Below are 17,622 nucleotides of genomic sequence, written 5' to 3'. Positions count from 1 at the left end.
TATCTTTGCGGCTATGGCGAAGGTAAAAACAGCATATTATTGCCAAAATTGTGGCGCGCAGTATTCTAAATGGCAGGGACGTTGTAATGCCTGCGGAGACTGGAATACAATAGTTGAAGAAATTGTTGAAAAACCAGACAAAAAAGACTGGAAATCTTCAGCAAAAACCGAAGCAAAACGTGCTGCTAAACCTTTGCGCTTAAATGAAATTGAAACCGCTCCACAATACCGCTGGAAGACCGGAAATAACGAATTAGATCGTGTTTTAGGAGGCGGACTCGTGCCCGGCTCCTTAACACTTCTTGGCGGTGAACCGGGTATTGGAAAAAGTACACTTCTACTTCAAATTTCGTTAAGTTTCCCTTACAAAGTTTTATACGTTTCAGGAGAGGAAAGCCAGCAGCAGATAAAAATGCGCGCAGAGCGTATAGACCCAAATTCGACAAACTGTTATATCCTTACGGAAACCAAAACGCAAAATATCTTTAGGCAAATTGAAGAAGTTTCTCCGGAAGTTGTCATTATCGATTCTATTCAAACGCTGCATAGCGATTATATTGAAAGCGCTCCCGGAAGTATTTCTCAAATTCGTGAAACTACATCTGAATTAATAAAGTTCGCTAAGGAAAGTAATGTTCCTGTAATTTTAATTGGTCACATCACCAAAGAAGGAAGTATTGCCGGGCCTAAGGTTTTAGAGCATATGGTAGATACCGTGCTTCAATTCGAAGGTGATCGCAATCATGTATACCGAATTCTTCGTTCCCACAAAAACCGTTTTGGTAGCACTCACGAACTGGGGATTTACGAAATGCAGGGCAGCGGTTTGCGCGAAGTAAGCAATCCTTCAGAAATATTAATTAGCAAAAACGACGAAGATCTAAGTGGTACCGCGATCGCCAGTACTTTAGAAGGCATGCGCCCGTTAATGATCGAAATTCAGGCGCTAGTAAGCACCGCCGTTTATGGTACTCCGCAGCGATCTGCAACCGGTTATAATGTAAAGCGACTCAATATGCTTTTAGCAGTTCTAGAGAAGCGAGCAGGCTTTAAATTGGGCGCAAAAGATGTTTTTTTAAATATTACCGGCGGAATTAGCGTAGACGATACCGCCATCGATCTTGCCGTTGTTGCCGCAATTTTATCGTCTAACGAAGATATAGCGATCGAGAAAGATATTTGTTTTGCTGCTGAAGTTGGTTTGGCCGGAGAAATTAGACCGGTAACCAGAGTAGATCAAAGAATTTTAGAAGGCGAAAAACTTGGTTTCGCAAAGATCGTGATCTCTAAACAAAGTAAACTTCCAAAAACTTCTTATTCTATTGAAGTGATCAAAGTTTCTAAGATCGAAGATGTTGTGAGTCAACTTTTCGCATAAGTATGGCATAGTTACTGCTTCTATTCAACTAAAAATTGAAAAACTTGAAGCAGTACTTATTTTATATATTTCTAGCCCTAATTTTTGCGTCCTGTTCTCGCTTAAATAAAGCAACAGATTTTATTACAAATCCAACTGCAAAGGAGGTTTATAAGCGCGATTTTAATATTTCAGACGAGTTATATTCACTTTGGGAACAACAGCACGAAACAGGACTTCAGGATAGTTTAAAAATAGAACTTCCTTTTGCCGAAAATGGGCATTTTTTGCCCAAATCTTTTCCCATCTACGCTTACGAAATGAATTTGAATATCGGAGAGATCTTTAATTTTGAAATCTTTACCGATTCTATAAACGACCTCGTTTTTATCGATTTTTACCGAATAACGGGCGATAGCATTAAAAGTTTCGACAAAATCGAAAGTGCTGAAATCGATCAAAAAATATTTCAATATGAAATTAAAGAATCTGGGGATTATAAAATTGTAATTCAGCCGGCGATAGAAACGCAAACTGACTTTGTGTTGAAATTCGATAAAAAACCGGCTTATTTTTTTCCGGTAGCCGGAGGACAAAACAGCAACATCCAAAGTTATTGGGGAGCTACCAGAGATGGCGGTGCTCGTAGCCACGAAGGCATCGATATTTTTGCCAAGCGCGGTACACCCGTACTCGCCGCAACTAATGGTCGCATTGGTTTTACCGGCGAAAAAGGTCTTGGCGGAAAACAGGTTTGGTTACGCGACACCAAAAGAGGTCAATCTTTATATTACGCGCATTTAGATAGCATTGCTAAAACTTCTGGGAGTGTAAAAACAGGAGATACTTTAGGTTTTGTAGGCAATACCGGGAATGCAAGAACTACCCCGCCTCACTTACATTTTGGGATCTATAAACACGGCGCTATAAATCCGCTTCACTTTGTAAAACAAGCTGAAGAATTTAAACCGGAAATCTCAAAATTCGATAAAAAATCGACTAATTTGATCACTAAAAGCAGTATTGCAAATCTTCGGGACAAACCAACAACTTCAAGATCACAGATCTTAGGACAGGCAAAAAACAAAGATACGCTTCAGCTTTTAGGGAAAACCGGTGATTGGTACCACGTTCGACCTAAAAACAAAAGCGCATCGTTTATTCATGAAAGTTTGGTGGCTCCGATGTAAATTAACTTGTAGCTGTTAGCAATCAGCCTTCAGCCAATTACTAATTTAAGGTGCCGGATTTGGATATTTTTCGTGTACTTTTTCGATATCTTCTAAAACCTCATCAGAAAGTTCAAGATCGATACTCGCAATATTTTCTTTTAGCTGTTCCATTTTTGTAGCACCAATAATATTACTGGTTACAAAAGGCTGCTGGTTTACAAAAGCCAGTGCCATTTGCGTCATCGATAATTCATGCTTTACCGCAACTTCTTTATACGCTTTGGTAGCTTCTACTGCGATTTCTCCGGAATATCTTTTATACTGCGGAAATAAACTTAGGCGCGTATTATCTACAATTCCGTTTAAGTGCTTTCCTGAAAGCGTTCCCATTCCTAGCGGAGAATAAGGCAATAAACCAACATTTTGGCGATGAAGAACTTCAGTAATTCCTATTTCATCTTTTCGATTCAACAAACTATATGGATTTTGAACCGTGATCATTTTTGGCAGATCATGAAGCCTGCTTTCTTCCAAAAACCTGCTTAAGCCATAAGCCGTTTCATTCGATAATCCAACGTGACGAACCTTCCCGGATTTCACTAACTCCTGGAGATTTTCTAAAACGCTTTTAAAATTATCCTGCCACTCTTCATCTTCCTGATGTTTGTAACCACGTTTTCCAAAGAAATTAGTATTTCGATCTGGCCAATGGAGCTGATAGAGATCCAAATAATCTGTATTTAATCGCTTCAAACTTTTATCGATCGCATCGTTAATTGCTTCTTTACCAAAGCCCATATTTTCCCGAACATGAGAAACCATTTCTGCCGGGCCGGCAACTTTAGATGCCAAAACGATATCTTCTCGCTTCTTTGATTTCTTTAACCAGCTTCCGATAATTTTCTCTGTGCTTCCCTGCGTTTCCGGTCGTGCCGGCACCGAATACATTTCAGCTGTGTCCAGAAAATTCACTCCCTGATCTAGCGCATATTCAATTTGCTCGTGAGCTTCAGCTTCAGTATTTTGTTCTCCCCAGGTCATTGTGCCCAGGCAGATCTTACTCACTTTAATATCGGTATTTGGTAAAGTAGTGTACTTCATAGATTTTATTTCAGAAAAAATGATCGTCAAAAACGACGAATTTCGAACAAATATTAAAAAAGAAATGCCCTTCTGAAAACTTCAAAAGGACATTTGAATATTATTAACTTTACTTAGAAAATTTTCTTCCGTAGAAAAAATTAGTCGACTTCGTTTAAAAGCTTGGTCACCTCATCTAATTTTGGTGTTAGGATCACTTCGATTCTTCGGTTCTTAGCTTTTCCTTCCGCAGTATCATTGCTAGCGACAGGCGCATATTCTCCACGACCGGCAGCGGTTAAGTTTTGCGGATCGATATTGTTGTTATTTCTAAGAATCTGCACGATAGCAGTGGCTCTTTTGGTTGAAAGATCCCAGTTATCTTTTAGCGGCCCGTTGCCGCCATAAGGAACATTATCTGTATGACCTTCAATCAATACGCTAATATCTGGATTTTGCGCCAGTACATTTCCCAATTGATTTACCGCCTGGCGACCATCTGCATTTACTGCCCAGCTACCAGAGTTGAAAAGCAATTTATTTTCCATAGAAACATATACTTTTCCATCACGTTGTTCTACGGTAAGCCCTTTACCTTCAAAATCTGTTAAAGCTTTTGAGATAGCGTCTTTTAAGGCATTCATTTTGGCGTCTTTGGCCGCAATTAAACCTTCTAACTCGTTCACACGTTTAGAGCGAGCTGCAAGATCTTTCTCTAGTTTTTCTAATCGCGCCTGCTCGGCTGCAAGGGCTTTCTCTTTTTCCTCAAGCTGCGCTAACAAGTCACGATTTTGGCGAGAATTCTCTGCAATTGCTGCGGAAGAATTTTTCTCTAACGCATCGTACGAACTTTTTAAATTGTCGTAATTAGATTGCAAACTGGCAAGATCACTTTTAAGCTTATCCCTTTCAGCAGTAAGACTTTCGTGCTCAGATTTCAACTCTGCAAGTTCTTCATCTACACCTTTTAATCTTTCTAATTCTGAATTTAGCTCACGATTTTCTCGCTTTAGATCGGCGTGCCGACTTTCAAGATCTTTATACACTTTTGAAGAAACACAGGAAGTAAGCATTAAAACACTTCCAGAAATAGCTAATATGGTTTTTCTCATTTTTTTAAAATTAATTTATTCAAGCTCTACTAATATAGGACAATGGTCGCTATGATGGGCTTCTGGTAATATAACGGCACGTTTTAATTTTTCTTGTAATGGCGAAGCAACTAAATTATAATCGATTCTCCATCCCTTATTATTTGCTCTGGCATTTGCCCTATAACTCCACCACGAATATTGATCTGGCTCATCGTTAAAATATCTAAAGCTGTCTATAAAACCGCTTTTCATAAAATTATCGATCCATTCGCGCTCTACCGGTAAAAATCCTGAAACATTTTTTAGTCTCACAGGATCGTGAATATCTATGGCTTCGTGACAAATATTATAATCGCCGCAAATCACGAGATTCGGAACAACATTTTTCAGTTTATCGATGTACTCCTGAAAATCTGCCATATACTTCAGCTTAAACTCTAACCGATCGATATTTGTTCCTGAAGGCAAATACAAACTCATTACTGAAACTCCGTCAAAATCGGCACGGATATTTCGGCCTTCAAAATCCATATAATCGATTCCGGTGCCATATTCGATATGATTTGGCTCGGTTTTACTTAAGATTGCAACTCCGCTATAACCTTTCTTTTGCGCCGGATACCAGTATTGGTAAGGATAACCAGCTTCGGTAAATTCATCTAAATTCAATTGATCTGGATTTGCTTTTATCTCCTGAATACAAATCACATCTGGATTCGCCTGTTGTATCCAATCTAAAAAGCCTTTTCTTACTGCTGCTCGTATTCCGTTTACGTTATAGGAAATTATCTTCATTTTTATCGATTTTGGGCAAAAATAAGGTGTTTAATTTTTAAAGCAAGATCCTATGATCTAACATCTCTATTTAACAATAAAACGTTTCACTTTTCCTACCTGCCTTGTACCGATCCTTACCAGATAAACACCACATGCTGCGTAAGACATATCTAGATCGTAGATATAAGCATCACCACTGTTTTCAACTTTATTTTCCAGCATTTTTTGTCCTAATACATTGTGTACGGTGATTCGTAATGTTTCGTCAAAACTAGTTTCCAGCACCACTCGGTAATGCCCATTAAATTCGTCCAAAACCTTCAATTCGGCTTCATTCAGAATAAAATCTTCAATATCCAGCTCGCTATCAATAATATTTACTGAATAATCGTGCGTAGTTCCATAAGCCATCACATCGCACGGACTATTTAGATCGCCCTCATATCGCACATCCCCAGCCCTAATTCTTAGCAAATGTTGCCCTAATGGAGCATTTTCTGGCAAGGTAAAATCGAAAGGAAAAGCTGTATTCGCCTGCGTTAAAGACTGTGAAGTAATTAATCGCTCGTCATCATCAAATTCACCATCATCATCCAGGTCGATCCACATCGAAAATCGCTCTTCATCACCTTCTGCCTGAAAAAAGGTTTCTACGGTTAACGTATAATTTTCTTCAGCTCGATCTAAATTGGTAGCATAACTTATAAAATCGGCATAACCATCTGTACAAGGAATGCGTTCATTTAAAATATCACCAAGTTCAAAATAAGAAATCCCATCCCCAAAGTCACAATCTGAACCTTCGGGAATACAATTAAGGTTTGCTACGGAAGCTTCTTGGGAATCATTAGACGGATCGAAATCATCCTGAAGTTGTGTTCCTGCAGTTAGCATATATCGACCATCTACAGAAAGATTTGCAGTTTGCTGAAAGTTGTAAACTGCATCTGCCCCAACCGCAATTGTTCCCGGATAGGTTTCTTCTACCCGATTGTTACTTCCTACCTGGTACCAAACCGGAATATCACTTTGTGGTTCTCCTCCAAAATTTTCTATTGTGATCGAAACTTCTTCATTTCTCCCAAGATTTTCTGAAGTTACCGGGGCATTTACAGCGGTAACACCAACATCTCTTGGCGGTAAGTTTCTTATAATTCTAGAAATCGTATCATTAGCCGAATTTTGGTCGCCATCTAAATTTGTTTGAACCGCAATCTCATAAAACTCCCCTGTTTCAGAAAGATCTGCTGTTTCAGAAAAAGTGAAATCTACTGAAGAAGCGCCTTCAATTCTGTCTGTATACACATCATTAACCGTTTCTCCGTTAAGGCGATAACTCACCGGAATATTAGATTGTGCGCTAACACCAAAGTTTCTAATCGTTACAGTAATTTGCTCATTTGCACCTAAACTTGCATCGATTGGAGATACGATCTCTGTAATACCAACATCTCTAGTTAGATCTGAAGCTAACCTAAAAACGCCTACATGATTAAGCCTATTCTCTCCCTGAAAATATTCGGCATTATGCCAAAAAGTGATCCCATCTGAAGGATCTACCGTTAGATGCGCATAATCACCATATCGTGAACTTGGGTTCGGGCTTTGTCCTTCAACCAGGCTTTGCTCTTCTAGCGTCATTATACCTATTTCGTCACCTTCGTATCTACCGGTATACCGAATAGATGGAAAAATAGGATCACCAGGACTATCGTCTAAAACCGTAAATCCCAAACCAATATTTCCTTGGTCGTCTATTCCTATACTTCCGCTAAATCGGTCACTTTTATCAGGTGCATAAGTTCCCTCTTGGTGAACGATCCAATCGCTGTCATCTCCATATTGACGCAATTCATACCATCGAATCCCGGCATGCTCGGCCTGGGTAGGATCTACATCGACCACAAAATTCAGCACTACCGAATTATGATCTAAAAATCTTCGATACTGCGTCATGTACATCATTGTTGCTTGCAATGCATCCAAATCTGGAGCATTACCAGGTTGCGCAAGATTGCTAAAAGCCCCTCCGTCAAAAGTGGCAGTAAATGGTGAAACTCCGCTTGCAGATCCTAACTGTTGCGATTCCTCTATAGTAGAATTATTTAAATTATCCCAGTCTACATTTATAAGCCAAATCTTTAAATGATCTTCTGGCACTCCCGCCCAGGCATCATCTTGAAGATAAATTATTGGTGCATTACCTCTTGGCGGCATATTATTTCCCATAGCATTAAATCCTGCCGGACTATAAAAACCATTGGTTTCGATACCCGGCAAAGGGAAAGAAACAACTTGAGCAGTTTCTCCCTGTAACATTTGGTCGCGCTCAATAACATAGATCACCTGGCTTTGATCTGCCGTATTCGAATTTTTATTTGTGGTGATATAATAACCATCGCTCCACACTGAAATTTTTGGATAATCTGGCAGTACTCTATTTGTAGAAAAGCGGTAAGTGTACCAGCCATCGTTTACCGGATCTGGTCCTCGAGAAACAGCGATCAAAAAACTCTCTGGTGTATCACTAAATTGACTTATTAAATAGCGATCTGCAAATTGATCGTAAACTACGATAGGATCACCTAAAGTTTCATCTTCAAACTCTCCACCAATACTGGCTAAAGATGCCGGGGGCATTAAAATATTCCCCTCTTTATCATAAATTGAAAAAGCCGAATTCCAGGCATTTAAATAATGATTTAATCCAGCAACCCCTGTAGGATCTGATGGTGTAGATCTTGTCGTAACCGCATCAAAGTTTAAAATTGGCGCTCTGGAGGGGATTTTTCCTTTTTTACTTTGCAATGCTGCATCAACTCCTTTTGGATATCCTTTACCGGGAACTACTTTATTGATCCCACGATTTCTAGGATTGTATATTTTATGCTCATCTTTTGGAGGAACCAAACTACTTTCTGAAATAGCTTCAGAAAAAATAGCCTGAGCAGAATCTCTAAAAACGGGTTTGGCTATATCTTTTTGCGCATAAAAATTAAGTGTAAAAAAAGAGAATATCAGCAGAAAATAAAGTAGTTTACTATTCATCAGAGCATTTTAGATCATCGCACATTATTCAAAATTAAAGAATAATGAAGTATATCACCTAAAATTATTCAGCAATTAGCATTCTTATAGGTAAATTACATCGAGGCAAGCATAGAAGGCATTCGTTAGAAAGAAACTTTTAAATTCGAGGCAAGCCTGGGATATTGTACGCTTTGGCGGTGCCAATAAAAAAGCAGGTGACTGATCACCTGCTTTTCGATATTTTGTATTTCTGATTAAACCTAATCACGAGATCCCATAAAGATCCCAATAAAATAAAGCAAGGTAGCAAGAGAGCCCAAAGCTGCCACAACATAAGTTCTTGCAGCCCATTTTAAAGAATCTTTTGCTGCATCATGCTCTTGCCTTGTTAGCATATTTTCGGTTTCTAGCCAGGCTAATGCACGGTTACTTGCATCGTATTCTACTGGAAGCGTGATAAAACTAAATAGGGTTCCCATCCCAAAAAGTATAATCCCGATAAAGAATATCGTAGGTCCTAAAGTGCTGGTATAAAGTAAAACTAAACCTGCTAATATTACCCATTGCGATAAATTAGAAGCCACGCTAACCACTGGCACCAAAGCACTTCTCATCTTTAACCAACCATAGGACTTTGCATGCTGTACAGCGTGCCCACATTCGTGCGCAGCTACGGCAGCCGCAGCAGCATTCCTTTGGGAGTAAACACCTTCACTTAAATTTACAGTTCTTTTGCTTGGATTATAATGGTCTGAAAGCATTCCCGGTGTAGAAATCACTTTTACATCGTGAATACCGTTGTCTCGCAACATTTTTTCAGCGATCTCTTTACCGCTCATTCCATTTTGCAAATGCATTTTGGAATATTTCTTAAACTTACTCTTAAGCTTATTACTTACGTACAGGCTCACGATAAACATGATTCCTGCTATCAAATAATATCCAATCATTTTTATTTCTTTTTCAACAATTATTAAAATGAAAATAACAAAAATCCAGCCATTTTGAATACTACAGACAGTTTGACAACTAATTTAAATACTAAATTATTCTTAAGATTTAGAATTTTAATTGATAAGATTTTTCAAATTAAGATATTAGCTATATTTGCAGCACTCATCTTTAAAACTAGCCATGCAATACAAAAGAGTACTTTTAAAATTATCTGGAGAAGCATTAATGGGAAACCGCCAATATGGTATAGATCCCGATAGACTGGCAGAGTATGCCGAAGAAGTTAAATCTGTAATCGACCAGGGTGTAGAAGTTGCGATTGTGATTGGTGGTGGCAACATTTTTAGAGGAGTTGCAGGTGCAAGTCGCGGAATGGATCGTGTACAGGGAGACCACATGGGAATGCTTGCTACCGTAATCAATGGATTAGCGCTGCAGAGCGCATTAGAAGATGCCGGCATCCAAACAAGATTACAATCTGCAATTAAGATCAATGAAGTTGCAGAACCTTTTATTAGAAGGAAAGCAATTAGACATCTTGAAAAAGGCAGAGTAGTAATTTTTGGAGGAGGAACAGGAAATCCATATTTTACAACAGATTCTGCTGCGGTGCTTAGAGCTATCGAAATTAAAGCAGATGTTATCTTAAAAGGAACACGGGTAGATGGAATTTACACTGCAGATCCAGAAAAAGATAAAAAAGCAACGAAATTCGATTTTATATCGTTTGACGATGTGATTAGAAAAGGCCTTAAAGTAATGGATACAACCGCCTTTACATTAAGCCAGGAAAACGAATTACCAATTATTGTTTTCGACATGAACACTCCAGGAAACCTAATAAAAGTAGTTACCGGAGAAAATGTGGGAACAAAAGTAAATTTATAAAAACCAGAAGATACAGTTTAAATAACACATCATGGAAGAGGAAATTGAATTAATCATAGATTCTGCTGAAGAAGGGATGCAAAAAGCCATTTCGCACTTAAACAAGCAATTACTAAATATTAGAGCCGGTAAAGCCAGCCCAAGTATGCTAGGAAGTGTAATGGTAGAATACTACGGTTCTTTAACCCCTTTAAATCAGGTTGCGAACGTAAACGCTCCAGATGCCCGAACAATTTCTGTACAACCTTTTGAAAAAGGAAGTATTCCTAATATCGAAAAAGGAATTTTACAGGCAAACCTTGGTTTTAATCCAATGAATAATGGTGATAGCGTAATTATTAGCGTACCGCCATTAACTGAAGAGCGCCGTAAACAATTGGTAAAACAAGCAAAAGCTGAAGCTGAAGATGCTAAAGTTGGTGTAAGAAACGATCGTAAAACAGCAAACAACGAGCTTAAGAAAACAGATGTTTCTGAAGATCTACAAAAGAATGCCGAAGCAGACATTCAAGAACTTACCGATAAATACATTGCTAAAATAGATAGTATTTTAGAAAATAAAGAGAAAGAAATTATGACCATTTAATGATGGAAATAATTTCTGAAAAACATAGTCAAATTGGGATTGCTTTTTACTGTTTGTAGCGGTCCTAATTTGGCTTTTTTTGTGCATCTTTTTATCTGAAATTTCCCAGGAATAATATATGCGATTAGTTTGTACCTTTCTTCTTATTCTTACAGGATTTCTTGCCAATGCACAACAAATCCCGGGAAAAGTGATCAATGCGATCACCGGCGAAGCTTTGGCTTATGCTAAAATAAGTATTAAAGAAAGTAGCCCGATATTATCGAAAATCGACGGTAGTTTTCAGCTTGATCTAGAAGGAAAAAAGGCTGTAAAAATCTCAGTTTCTTATCTTGGCTTTTATACGCGAGATTTTAAAATTTCCGAAGAAAGTAAACCAGTTTTACTTCAGCTTTATCCAGATTATGAGAAATTAAACACTGTTTATATTTCCTCTTATCGCAATCCTGCAAACAAACTTATCGAAAAAGCGATCGAAAACAGGGAAATTAATGATCCCAGAGAAGCTTTAGATGGTTTTGAGTATCGATCGTACTCAAAATTCCTTATAGACAACGAGAAAAATCCTATCCAGCTTACTACAGATAGTACAAACAGTGAAATTGCTACTATCGTAAATGTTGCCAGGGCTTATCTTTCAGAAAAAGTTACAAAACATACCTACAACCAAAAACACGGAGGCAAAGAAGAGGTTTTAGGTTTAAAAACCGCAGGATTTAAAAAACCTATCTATGATGTTTTAAGTTTGGATATTTACCCCACCTCTTTTTATGAAAATAATTATTCGATTTTTCAAACCGAATATGCCGGGCCACTTGCAAAAAATGCCTTCAGAAATTACGAATATCGCATCCTGGACACTTTAAATGCAGAGCGACCAGCCTATTTGATCTACTTTAAACCAAAAAGAGAAGAAGTAATTGCCGGGTTAGAAGGTGTGATTCATCTGGATACTTTAAACTACGGAATACAAAAAACAGAAACCCGATTAATTGGTGAGATCGATCTTGAAATTCATGAAGATTATGATTTCGATACTGATAAAGAAGTTTGGCTTCTTAAAAAACGAGACATTAAAATTAGGCCTGGCACAGGAGGTAAAGATATTTCGGTTTTTGGCGGAAATATTTCACTGGGCACCATTCAGCGTCGTTTATCTATTTCAAGCATATTTAACAACGACCCGATCGATACCGATCTTTATCTGGATGCCACGACGATAAATTACGACTATCAGCTAAATACTATTCCGAAGATCGAAAAAGCTTCCGCAGCAATCTCGGTTATTCCTGAAGCAAACCAACAACAGGAAGATTTTTGGAACTCAAATCGAAAAGAACCTTATACCGCAAAAGATGAAGCTACTTCTATATATGTGGACAGCATCATTAAAACCCGAAATATCGAAAGAAAGATCGAAGTTAAAAAAGCAATGGCTAACGGTTATTATCCATTAGCTTTTTGGGATTTACAATTAAGTAAACTTTTTAAGTACAATAATTTTGAAGGTGTTCGACTTGGAATTGGCGGAAAAACTAACGATCGATTATCGAAAAAGTTCAATGTAGGCGGTTATTTTGTATATGGTTTTGGCGACGAGAAAGCAAAATACAACCTAAACACCAATATTTATCTTAATCGCTCTACCGGAACTAATTTAAAGTTGGGCTATACCCGAGATATAAAGGAAGTGGCAAGTTTTAATTATTTAAAAGCACCGCCAAAATTTTATCTAATCGAGCCAAGATTCGTAAATATTAACTTCTTTTATAATTACGAACAATATTACGCTGGTTTAGAACATCGTATAAATCCGCAATTATCTTCTGAAATTCGCTTTAGTCAAACCGAAGTTTTTAACGCCAGGGAGTATGCTTTTTTATACAATGGCGAACTTTATCATGAATACACGGTAAGCACAGCGGGAATTTCTTTTAGCTGGGAGCCTTTTAGTGAATATCTTGAGACTCCAGAAAACTCTATTTTGGTTGAGCGCCACTACCCAAGGATCACCGCTCAGATCGATAAAGGTTTTGCTGATGTTGCTAATGGCGACTTCAACTTTTTAAGAACAGGCTTAAAATTAGAATACACGATTAGCAGGTTAGATCTTTCCAGAACCGAGTTTATTTTGGAAGGAAATTATGCCACGGGAACTTTACCGCTAACGCATACATTTCATGCCTATCCAAACTCATCGAGGCAGGAAGCGGTTTTAAAACGATTCTCTGTTGCCGGAAAAACCAGTTTCGAAACCATGTATTATAACGAATTTTATAGCGACCGACTTGCGATGTTGCACATGAGACATCAATTGCGACCAATAAAATTCTCTAATTTCTTTCAGCCTGAAATTGTATTAATAAGCAGGCATGCCATTGGTGATATTGGTCATATGGATCGTCACCAAAATATCGACTTTAAAAGTTTAAACCAGGGCTACTCTGAAGTTGGTCTAGAAATTAACAAGATCATCTCTGGGTTTGGACTTTCAACCGCTTATCGTTACGGCTCTTATCACCTACCTGGCTTTAGCCAGAACTTTGCTTTTAAATTCACCTTGAACATCAGGTTTTAAAATAAGCGAGTTTAATGCTCAAAAACCTGATTTTTAGGCTGTCTTTTGTTACCTTTGCGCGCGCTTAAAAATTACGCATGTCTAAGATTTTCACCTTTGGCTTTTGGAATTCTGTTGCCCGACTTATTTTACGTAACAGGATTGTTATTATTTTACTCATTTTGGCCACTACCGCATTCTTCGCATCGCAGTGGAAAAACATGAGATTTTCGTTTACCGAAGCCAATTTATTACCCGACGATCACGAAGTAAACCAGGAATATAATGCCTTTTTGGACAAGTTTGGTGAAGAAGGGAACCTGATCGTGATGGGAGTTAAAGACTCAACTCTTTTTACTGAAAAAAATTACCAGGCCTGGAAATCACTTAACGATAGTTTACAAAGTTTTCCTGAAGTAGATTATGCTATTTCTATAGGCAATCTAAACAAGCTTAAAAAGTTTGAAGATCCTAAGCGCTTCGAGATGGTGCCTTTTATTACTGAAACTAATCCAGATAGTCTACAATTAGCCACCTACGAAGATGAACTTTTTACTAAGCTTCCATTCTACGAAAACCTGGTGTATAGTGCACATTCAAATACGATCCAATCTGCTTTATATCTTAATAAAGAGATCGTAAATTCTAAAGCAAGAAAGGATTTTGTGATCGAAAATCTGGATCCTATGATCAAAGATTTTGAGTCTAAAACAGGTATCGATGTTCGTGTTTCTGGAATGCCTTATATCCGTACGCTAAACTCACAGAACATTATTGACGAAATTGGTCTTTTTATAGGTGCTGCTTTAGCAGTAACCTCTTTGATCTTTTTCTTCTTTTTTAGATCGATAAGAGCCACAGTAATTTCGATGGTTACGGTTTGTATTGGTGTAATGTGGGCCTTTGGAACTATTGGTTTAATGCATTATGAAATTACCGTCTTAACCGCTTTAATTCCGCCGCTAATTATTGTTATCGGGATTCCTAACTGTATTTTCCTTATCAATAAATATCAGCAGGAAATACAAAAACATGGTAACCAGGCAAAATCTTTACAAAGGGTTATCGCCAAAGTAGGAAATGCTACTTTAATGACCAACATTACAACGGCTTCAGGATTTGCCACATTCATCTTAACTGAAAGTAAGTTACTGAAGGAATTTGGTATCGTTGCTTCTATAAATATTGTAGCGATATTTATCCTTTCATTATTGATCATTCCAGTGATCTACAGTTATATGAAAATTCCGAAGTCAAAACACCTAAAACACCTTAACAGGCAATGGATTGGCAGTTTTGTAGGCTGGATGGAAAAAATGGTTCGGCATCACCGAATTGCAGTCTATTTTTCTGCAGTAGGCCTTTTGGCTCTAAGCATCATTGGGATCTATAATATTAAAATTTCAGGAAGTCTTTTAGAAGACATGCCGCAGCAAGCCGACTTCTTTAAAGATGTAAAATTCTTTGAAGAAGAGTTCGACGGAATTATGCCACTAGAGATCTTAGTAGATACTAAAAGACCGCGTGGCGTTTTAAAATCTTCAAGCTTAAAAAGATTAGAAAGACTTGAAGATCTAATCGCTGAAGAACCAGAACTTTCACAACCATTATCGATTACACGCTTAGTGAAATACAGTAAGCAGGCGTATTATAATGGCAATCCAAAATATTACCAACTACCTTCATCACAGGAACAAAATTTCATTTTGCCCTATACTAAGAACATGGAAGGCAATGATGATCTTGTAAACACCTATGTAGATTCTACCGGGCAATTTGCAAGGATCACCACCTTTATGAAAGATATTGGAACCGATAAGATGGAAAAGATCGAAGATAATCTTTGGCCAAAAATTCATAAGATTTTTCCAGAAGATCGCTATGAAGTAAGCATGACAGGGAAAGCATTAGTTTTCCAAAAAGGAACCACATATCTGGTTCATAATCTTGTACTTTCTTTATCGCTAGCTATCGTTCTAATCGCATTATTAATGGCGTGGATGTTTAGATCGTTTAGAATGATCTTAATTTCTTTGGTGCCCAACTTATTACCGTTACTGATTACCGCCGGAATGATGGGCTTTTTGGGAGTGCCTATAAAACCTTCAACCATATTAGTTTTTAGTATCGCCTTTGGAATTTCTGTAGACGACACTATTCACTTTTTGGCGAAATACAGGCAGGAACTTAAAGCCAATGACTGGAAAATTAAACGTTCGGTATATGCGGCATTAAGAGAAACCGGTGTAAGTATGTTCTACACATCGATCGTTCTATTTTTTGGATTCTCTGTTTTTATGATTAGTAGTTTTGGTGGCACGGTGGCACTTGGAGGATTAGTTTCGGCTACTTTACTTTTTGCTATGCTTTCTAACCTGCTGTTATTACCTTCTTTATTATTGTCTTTAGAGCGAAGTATCGCTAATAAAGAAACCCTTAAAGAACCTGCAATGCGCATTATTGCCACACCAGAAGATGAGGAAGAAATCTCGAAAGACGACGAGAATCACAAAAACCAGAAAATCGAAAACTAAAGCTTAGCCCCTTACAGGGAAAATTTTATCTTTGTTTCTTTTCTAAATCTAAAATAATGATACAGGCTAAAGTTGCTGAAATATTAGAAAGTGACCAGTTTTTACAGGAATTTAAAGTTAGCGGATGGGTACGTTCGTTTAGAAGTAATCGCTTTATTGCGCTAAACGATGGATCGACTATAAATAACATTCAGTGTGTTATAGATTTTGAAAAATTTAATCCTGAAACTTTAAAAAGAATCACCGTTGGTGCAGCTATAAGCGTAAAAGGTATTCTTAAGGAAAGTGAAGGAAAACAACAGCGTGTAGAGATCGAAGCTAAGGAAGTTAACATTCTTGGGGACGCAAATCCAGAAGAAGTAAAACTTACCATTCTTTCTCCTAAACGACACAGCTTAGAAAAATTACGTGAGCAGGCACATTTAAGAGTGCGTACCAATACTTTTGGAGCGATTATGCGTGTGCGTTCTAAACTGTCTTTCGCGGTACATAGTTATTTTCAGCAAAATAATTTCTATTACGTAAACACACCAATTATTACTGGTAGTGATGCTGAAGGTGCTGGGGAAATGTTTAAAGTAACGAACTTTGACCTTAAAAATCCGCCTAAAAATGAAGACGGAAGCATCGATTACAAAAAAGATTTCTTCGGAAAAGAGACTAATCTTACCGTTTCTGGACAGTTAGAAGGAGAAACTTATGCACTTGGTTTGGGCCAGATCTATACTTTTGGACCAACATTTAGAGCAGAAAATTCAAATACTTCTCGTCACCTTGCAGAATTCTGGATGATCGAACCAGAGATGGCATTTTGCGATCTTGATGGTAATATGGATCTTGCTGAAGACTTTATTAAATATGTAGTAAAATACGTTTTAGATAATTGCCAGGACGATCTTGCATTCTTAGAACAACGTCTTGCCAACGAGGATAAAGCAAAACCTGCTGCAGAACGTAGCGATATGGGACTTATCGAAAAACTGAACTTCGTTCTAGAAAACAACTTTAAGCGTGTAAGCTATACTGAAGCGATCGAAATCTTAAAGAATTCGAAGCCCAATAAAAAGAAAAAATTCAAATATATCATTGAAGAATGGGGTGCAGATCTACAAAGTGAGCACGAACGTTATTTGGTAGAAAAACACTTTAAATGTCCGGTAATTTTATTTGATTACCCAGCAAAGATAAAGGCATTTTACATGCGTTTAAACGAAGACGGAAAAACCGTTAGAGCGATGGATATTCTTTTCCCCGGAATTGGAGAAATCGTTGGTGGTTCTCAAAGAGAAGAACGTTTAGAAGTACTTCAGGAAAAAATGGCCGAGCTTGGTATCGAGGAAAAAGAATTATGGTGGTATTTAGACACCAGAAAATTTGGAACTTGTGTGCATAGTGGCTTCGGACTTGGTTTTGAGCGTCTAGTACAATTTGTTACCGGAATGGGTAATATTAGAGACGTAATCCCTTTCCCAAGAACACCACAAAGTGCCGAATTTTAAAGCATTGCTTTTTTGAGTAAAATACTTGAGACAAGACAACGAGGTACTCGTTAGAGACAAATCAATAAGAGGAAAGGCCTCATATTATTTAAGT

12 protein-coding genes are annotated in these 17,622 nt (G+C 37.8%); 7 read left to right on the top strand and 5 right to left on the bottom strand.

Going from position 1 to position 17,622, the window contains the following annotated elements:
* Positions 1-13: 13 nt before the first annotated feature.
* Together radA and BM201_RS03820 are read left to right on the top strand one after the other, a co-directional pair.
* Complete coding sequence (radA, locus tag BM201_RS03825) at positions 14-1,378, top strand: DNA repair protein RadA (protein WP_092540041.1); 1,365 nt, start codon at positions 14-16, stop codon at positions 1,376-1,378.
* A gap of 44 nt (positions 1,379-1,422) precedes the next feature.
* A complete protein-coding gene (locus BM201_RS03820) occupies positions 1,423-2,547 on the top strand; it encodes a M23 family metallopeptidase (RefSeq protein WP_245758566.1) in 1,125 nt (374 codons plus the stop codon).
* A 45-nt stretch (positions 2,548-2,592) separates the two neighbouring features.
* Here the strand turns inward: BM201_RS03820 and BM201_RS03815 are convergent, their stop codons facing one another.
* The 5 genes from BM201_RS03815 to BM201_RS03795 all read right to left on the bottom strand — a co-directional run bounded on the left by BM201_RS03815 (position 2,593) and on the right by BM201_RS03795 (position 9,460).
* On the bottom strand, positions 2,593-3,630 hold the full coding sequence (locus BM201_RS03815; protein WP_092540039.1) for an NADP(H)-dependent aldo-keto reductase: 1,038 nt from the start codon (positions 3,628-3,630) through the stop codon (positions 2,593-2,595).
* Positions 3,631-3,770: 140 nt separating this feature from the next.
* The gene (locus tag BM201_RS03810; protein ID WP_092540038.1) at positions 3,771-4,721 is read right to left on the bottom strand and encodes an OmpA family protein; all 951 of its coding nucleotides are present in this window, start codon (positions 4,719-4,721) and stop codon (positions 3,771-3,773) included.
* A 15-nt stretch (positions 4,722-4,736) separates the two neighbouring features.
* Complete coding sequence (locus tag BM201_RS03805; protein WP_092540037.1) at positions 4,737-5,498, bottom strand: exodeoxyribonuclease III; 762 nt, start codon at positions 5,496-5,498, stop codon at positions 4,737-4,739.
* A 66-nt stretch (positions 5,499-5,564) separates the two neighbouring features.
* Positions 5,565-8,528 carry a GEVED domain-containing protein gene (locus BM201_RS03800; RefSeq protein ID WP_092540036.1) on the bottom strand — a complete coding sequence of 988 codons (2,964 nt, stop codon included), beginning with the start codon at positions 8,526-8,528 and terminating at the stop codon, positions 5,565-5,567.
* 242 nt (positions 8,529-8,770) lie between these two features.
* Positions 8,771-9,460 carry a zinc metallopeptidase gene (locus BM201_RS03795; RefSeq protein ID WP_092540035.1) on the bottom strand — a complete coding sequence of 230 codons (690 nt, stop codon included), beginning with the start codon at positions 9,458-9,460 and terminating at the stop codon, positions 8,771-8,773.
* 184 nt (positions 9,461-9,644) lie between these two features.
* Here BM201_RS03795 and pyrH point away from each other — a divergent pair, with 184 nt between their 5' ends.
* The 5 genes from pyrH to asnS all read left to right on the top strand — a co-directional run bounded on the left by pyrH (position 9,645) and on the right by asnS (position 17,528).
* Positions 9,645-10,352 carry a UMP kinase gene (gene pyrH / locus BM201_RS03790; protein ID WP_092540034.1) on the top strand — a complete coding sequence of 236 codons (708 nt, stop codon included), beginning with the start codon at positions 9,645-9,647 and terminating at the stop codon, positions 10,350-10,352.
* A gap of 31 nt (positions 10,353-10,383) precedes the next feature.
* Positions 10,384-10,938: a ribosome recycling factor gene (frr, locus tag BM201_RS03785; protein WP_084841145.1), complete on the top strand. Its 555-nt coding sequence runs from the start codon at positions 10,384-10,386 to the stop codon at positions 10,936-10,938.
* Positions 10,939-11,056: 118 nt separating this feature from the next.
* Entirely contained in the window at positions 11,057-13,516 is a 2,460-nt protein-coding gene (locus BM201_RS03780) for a DUF5686 family protein (RefSeq protein ID WP_092540033.1), read from the top strand.
* 77 nt (positions 13,517-13,593) lie between these two features.
* Entirely contained in the window at positions 13,594-16,029 is a 2,436-nt protein-coding gene (locus tag BM201_RS03775; RefSeq protein ID WP_092540032.1) for an efflux RND transporter permease subunit, read from the top strand.
* Between the two features lie 56 nt (positions 16,030-16,085).
* Positions 16,086-17,528, top strand: coding sequence for an asparagine--tRNA ligase (gene asnS, locus BM201_RS03770; RefSeq protein WP_092540031.1), 1,443 nt, complete (start codon positions 16,086-16,088; stop codon positions 17,526-17,528).
* Positions 17,529-17,622: the final 94 nt, after the last annotated feature.

Source organism: Zunongwangia mangrovi (assembly GCF_900112105.1).
In the GTDB taxonomy this organism is placed as follows: domain Bacteria; phylum Bacteroidota; class Bacteroidia; order Flavobacteriales; family Flavobacteriaceae; genus Zunongwangia; species Zunongwangia mangrovi.
The sequence above is the reverse complement of the archived record's forward strand: the minus strand, read 5'-3'. Positions and strand labels throughout refer to the sequence as shown.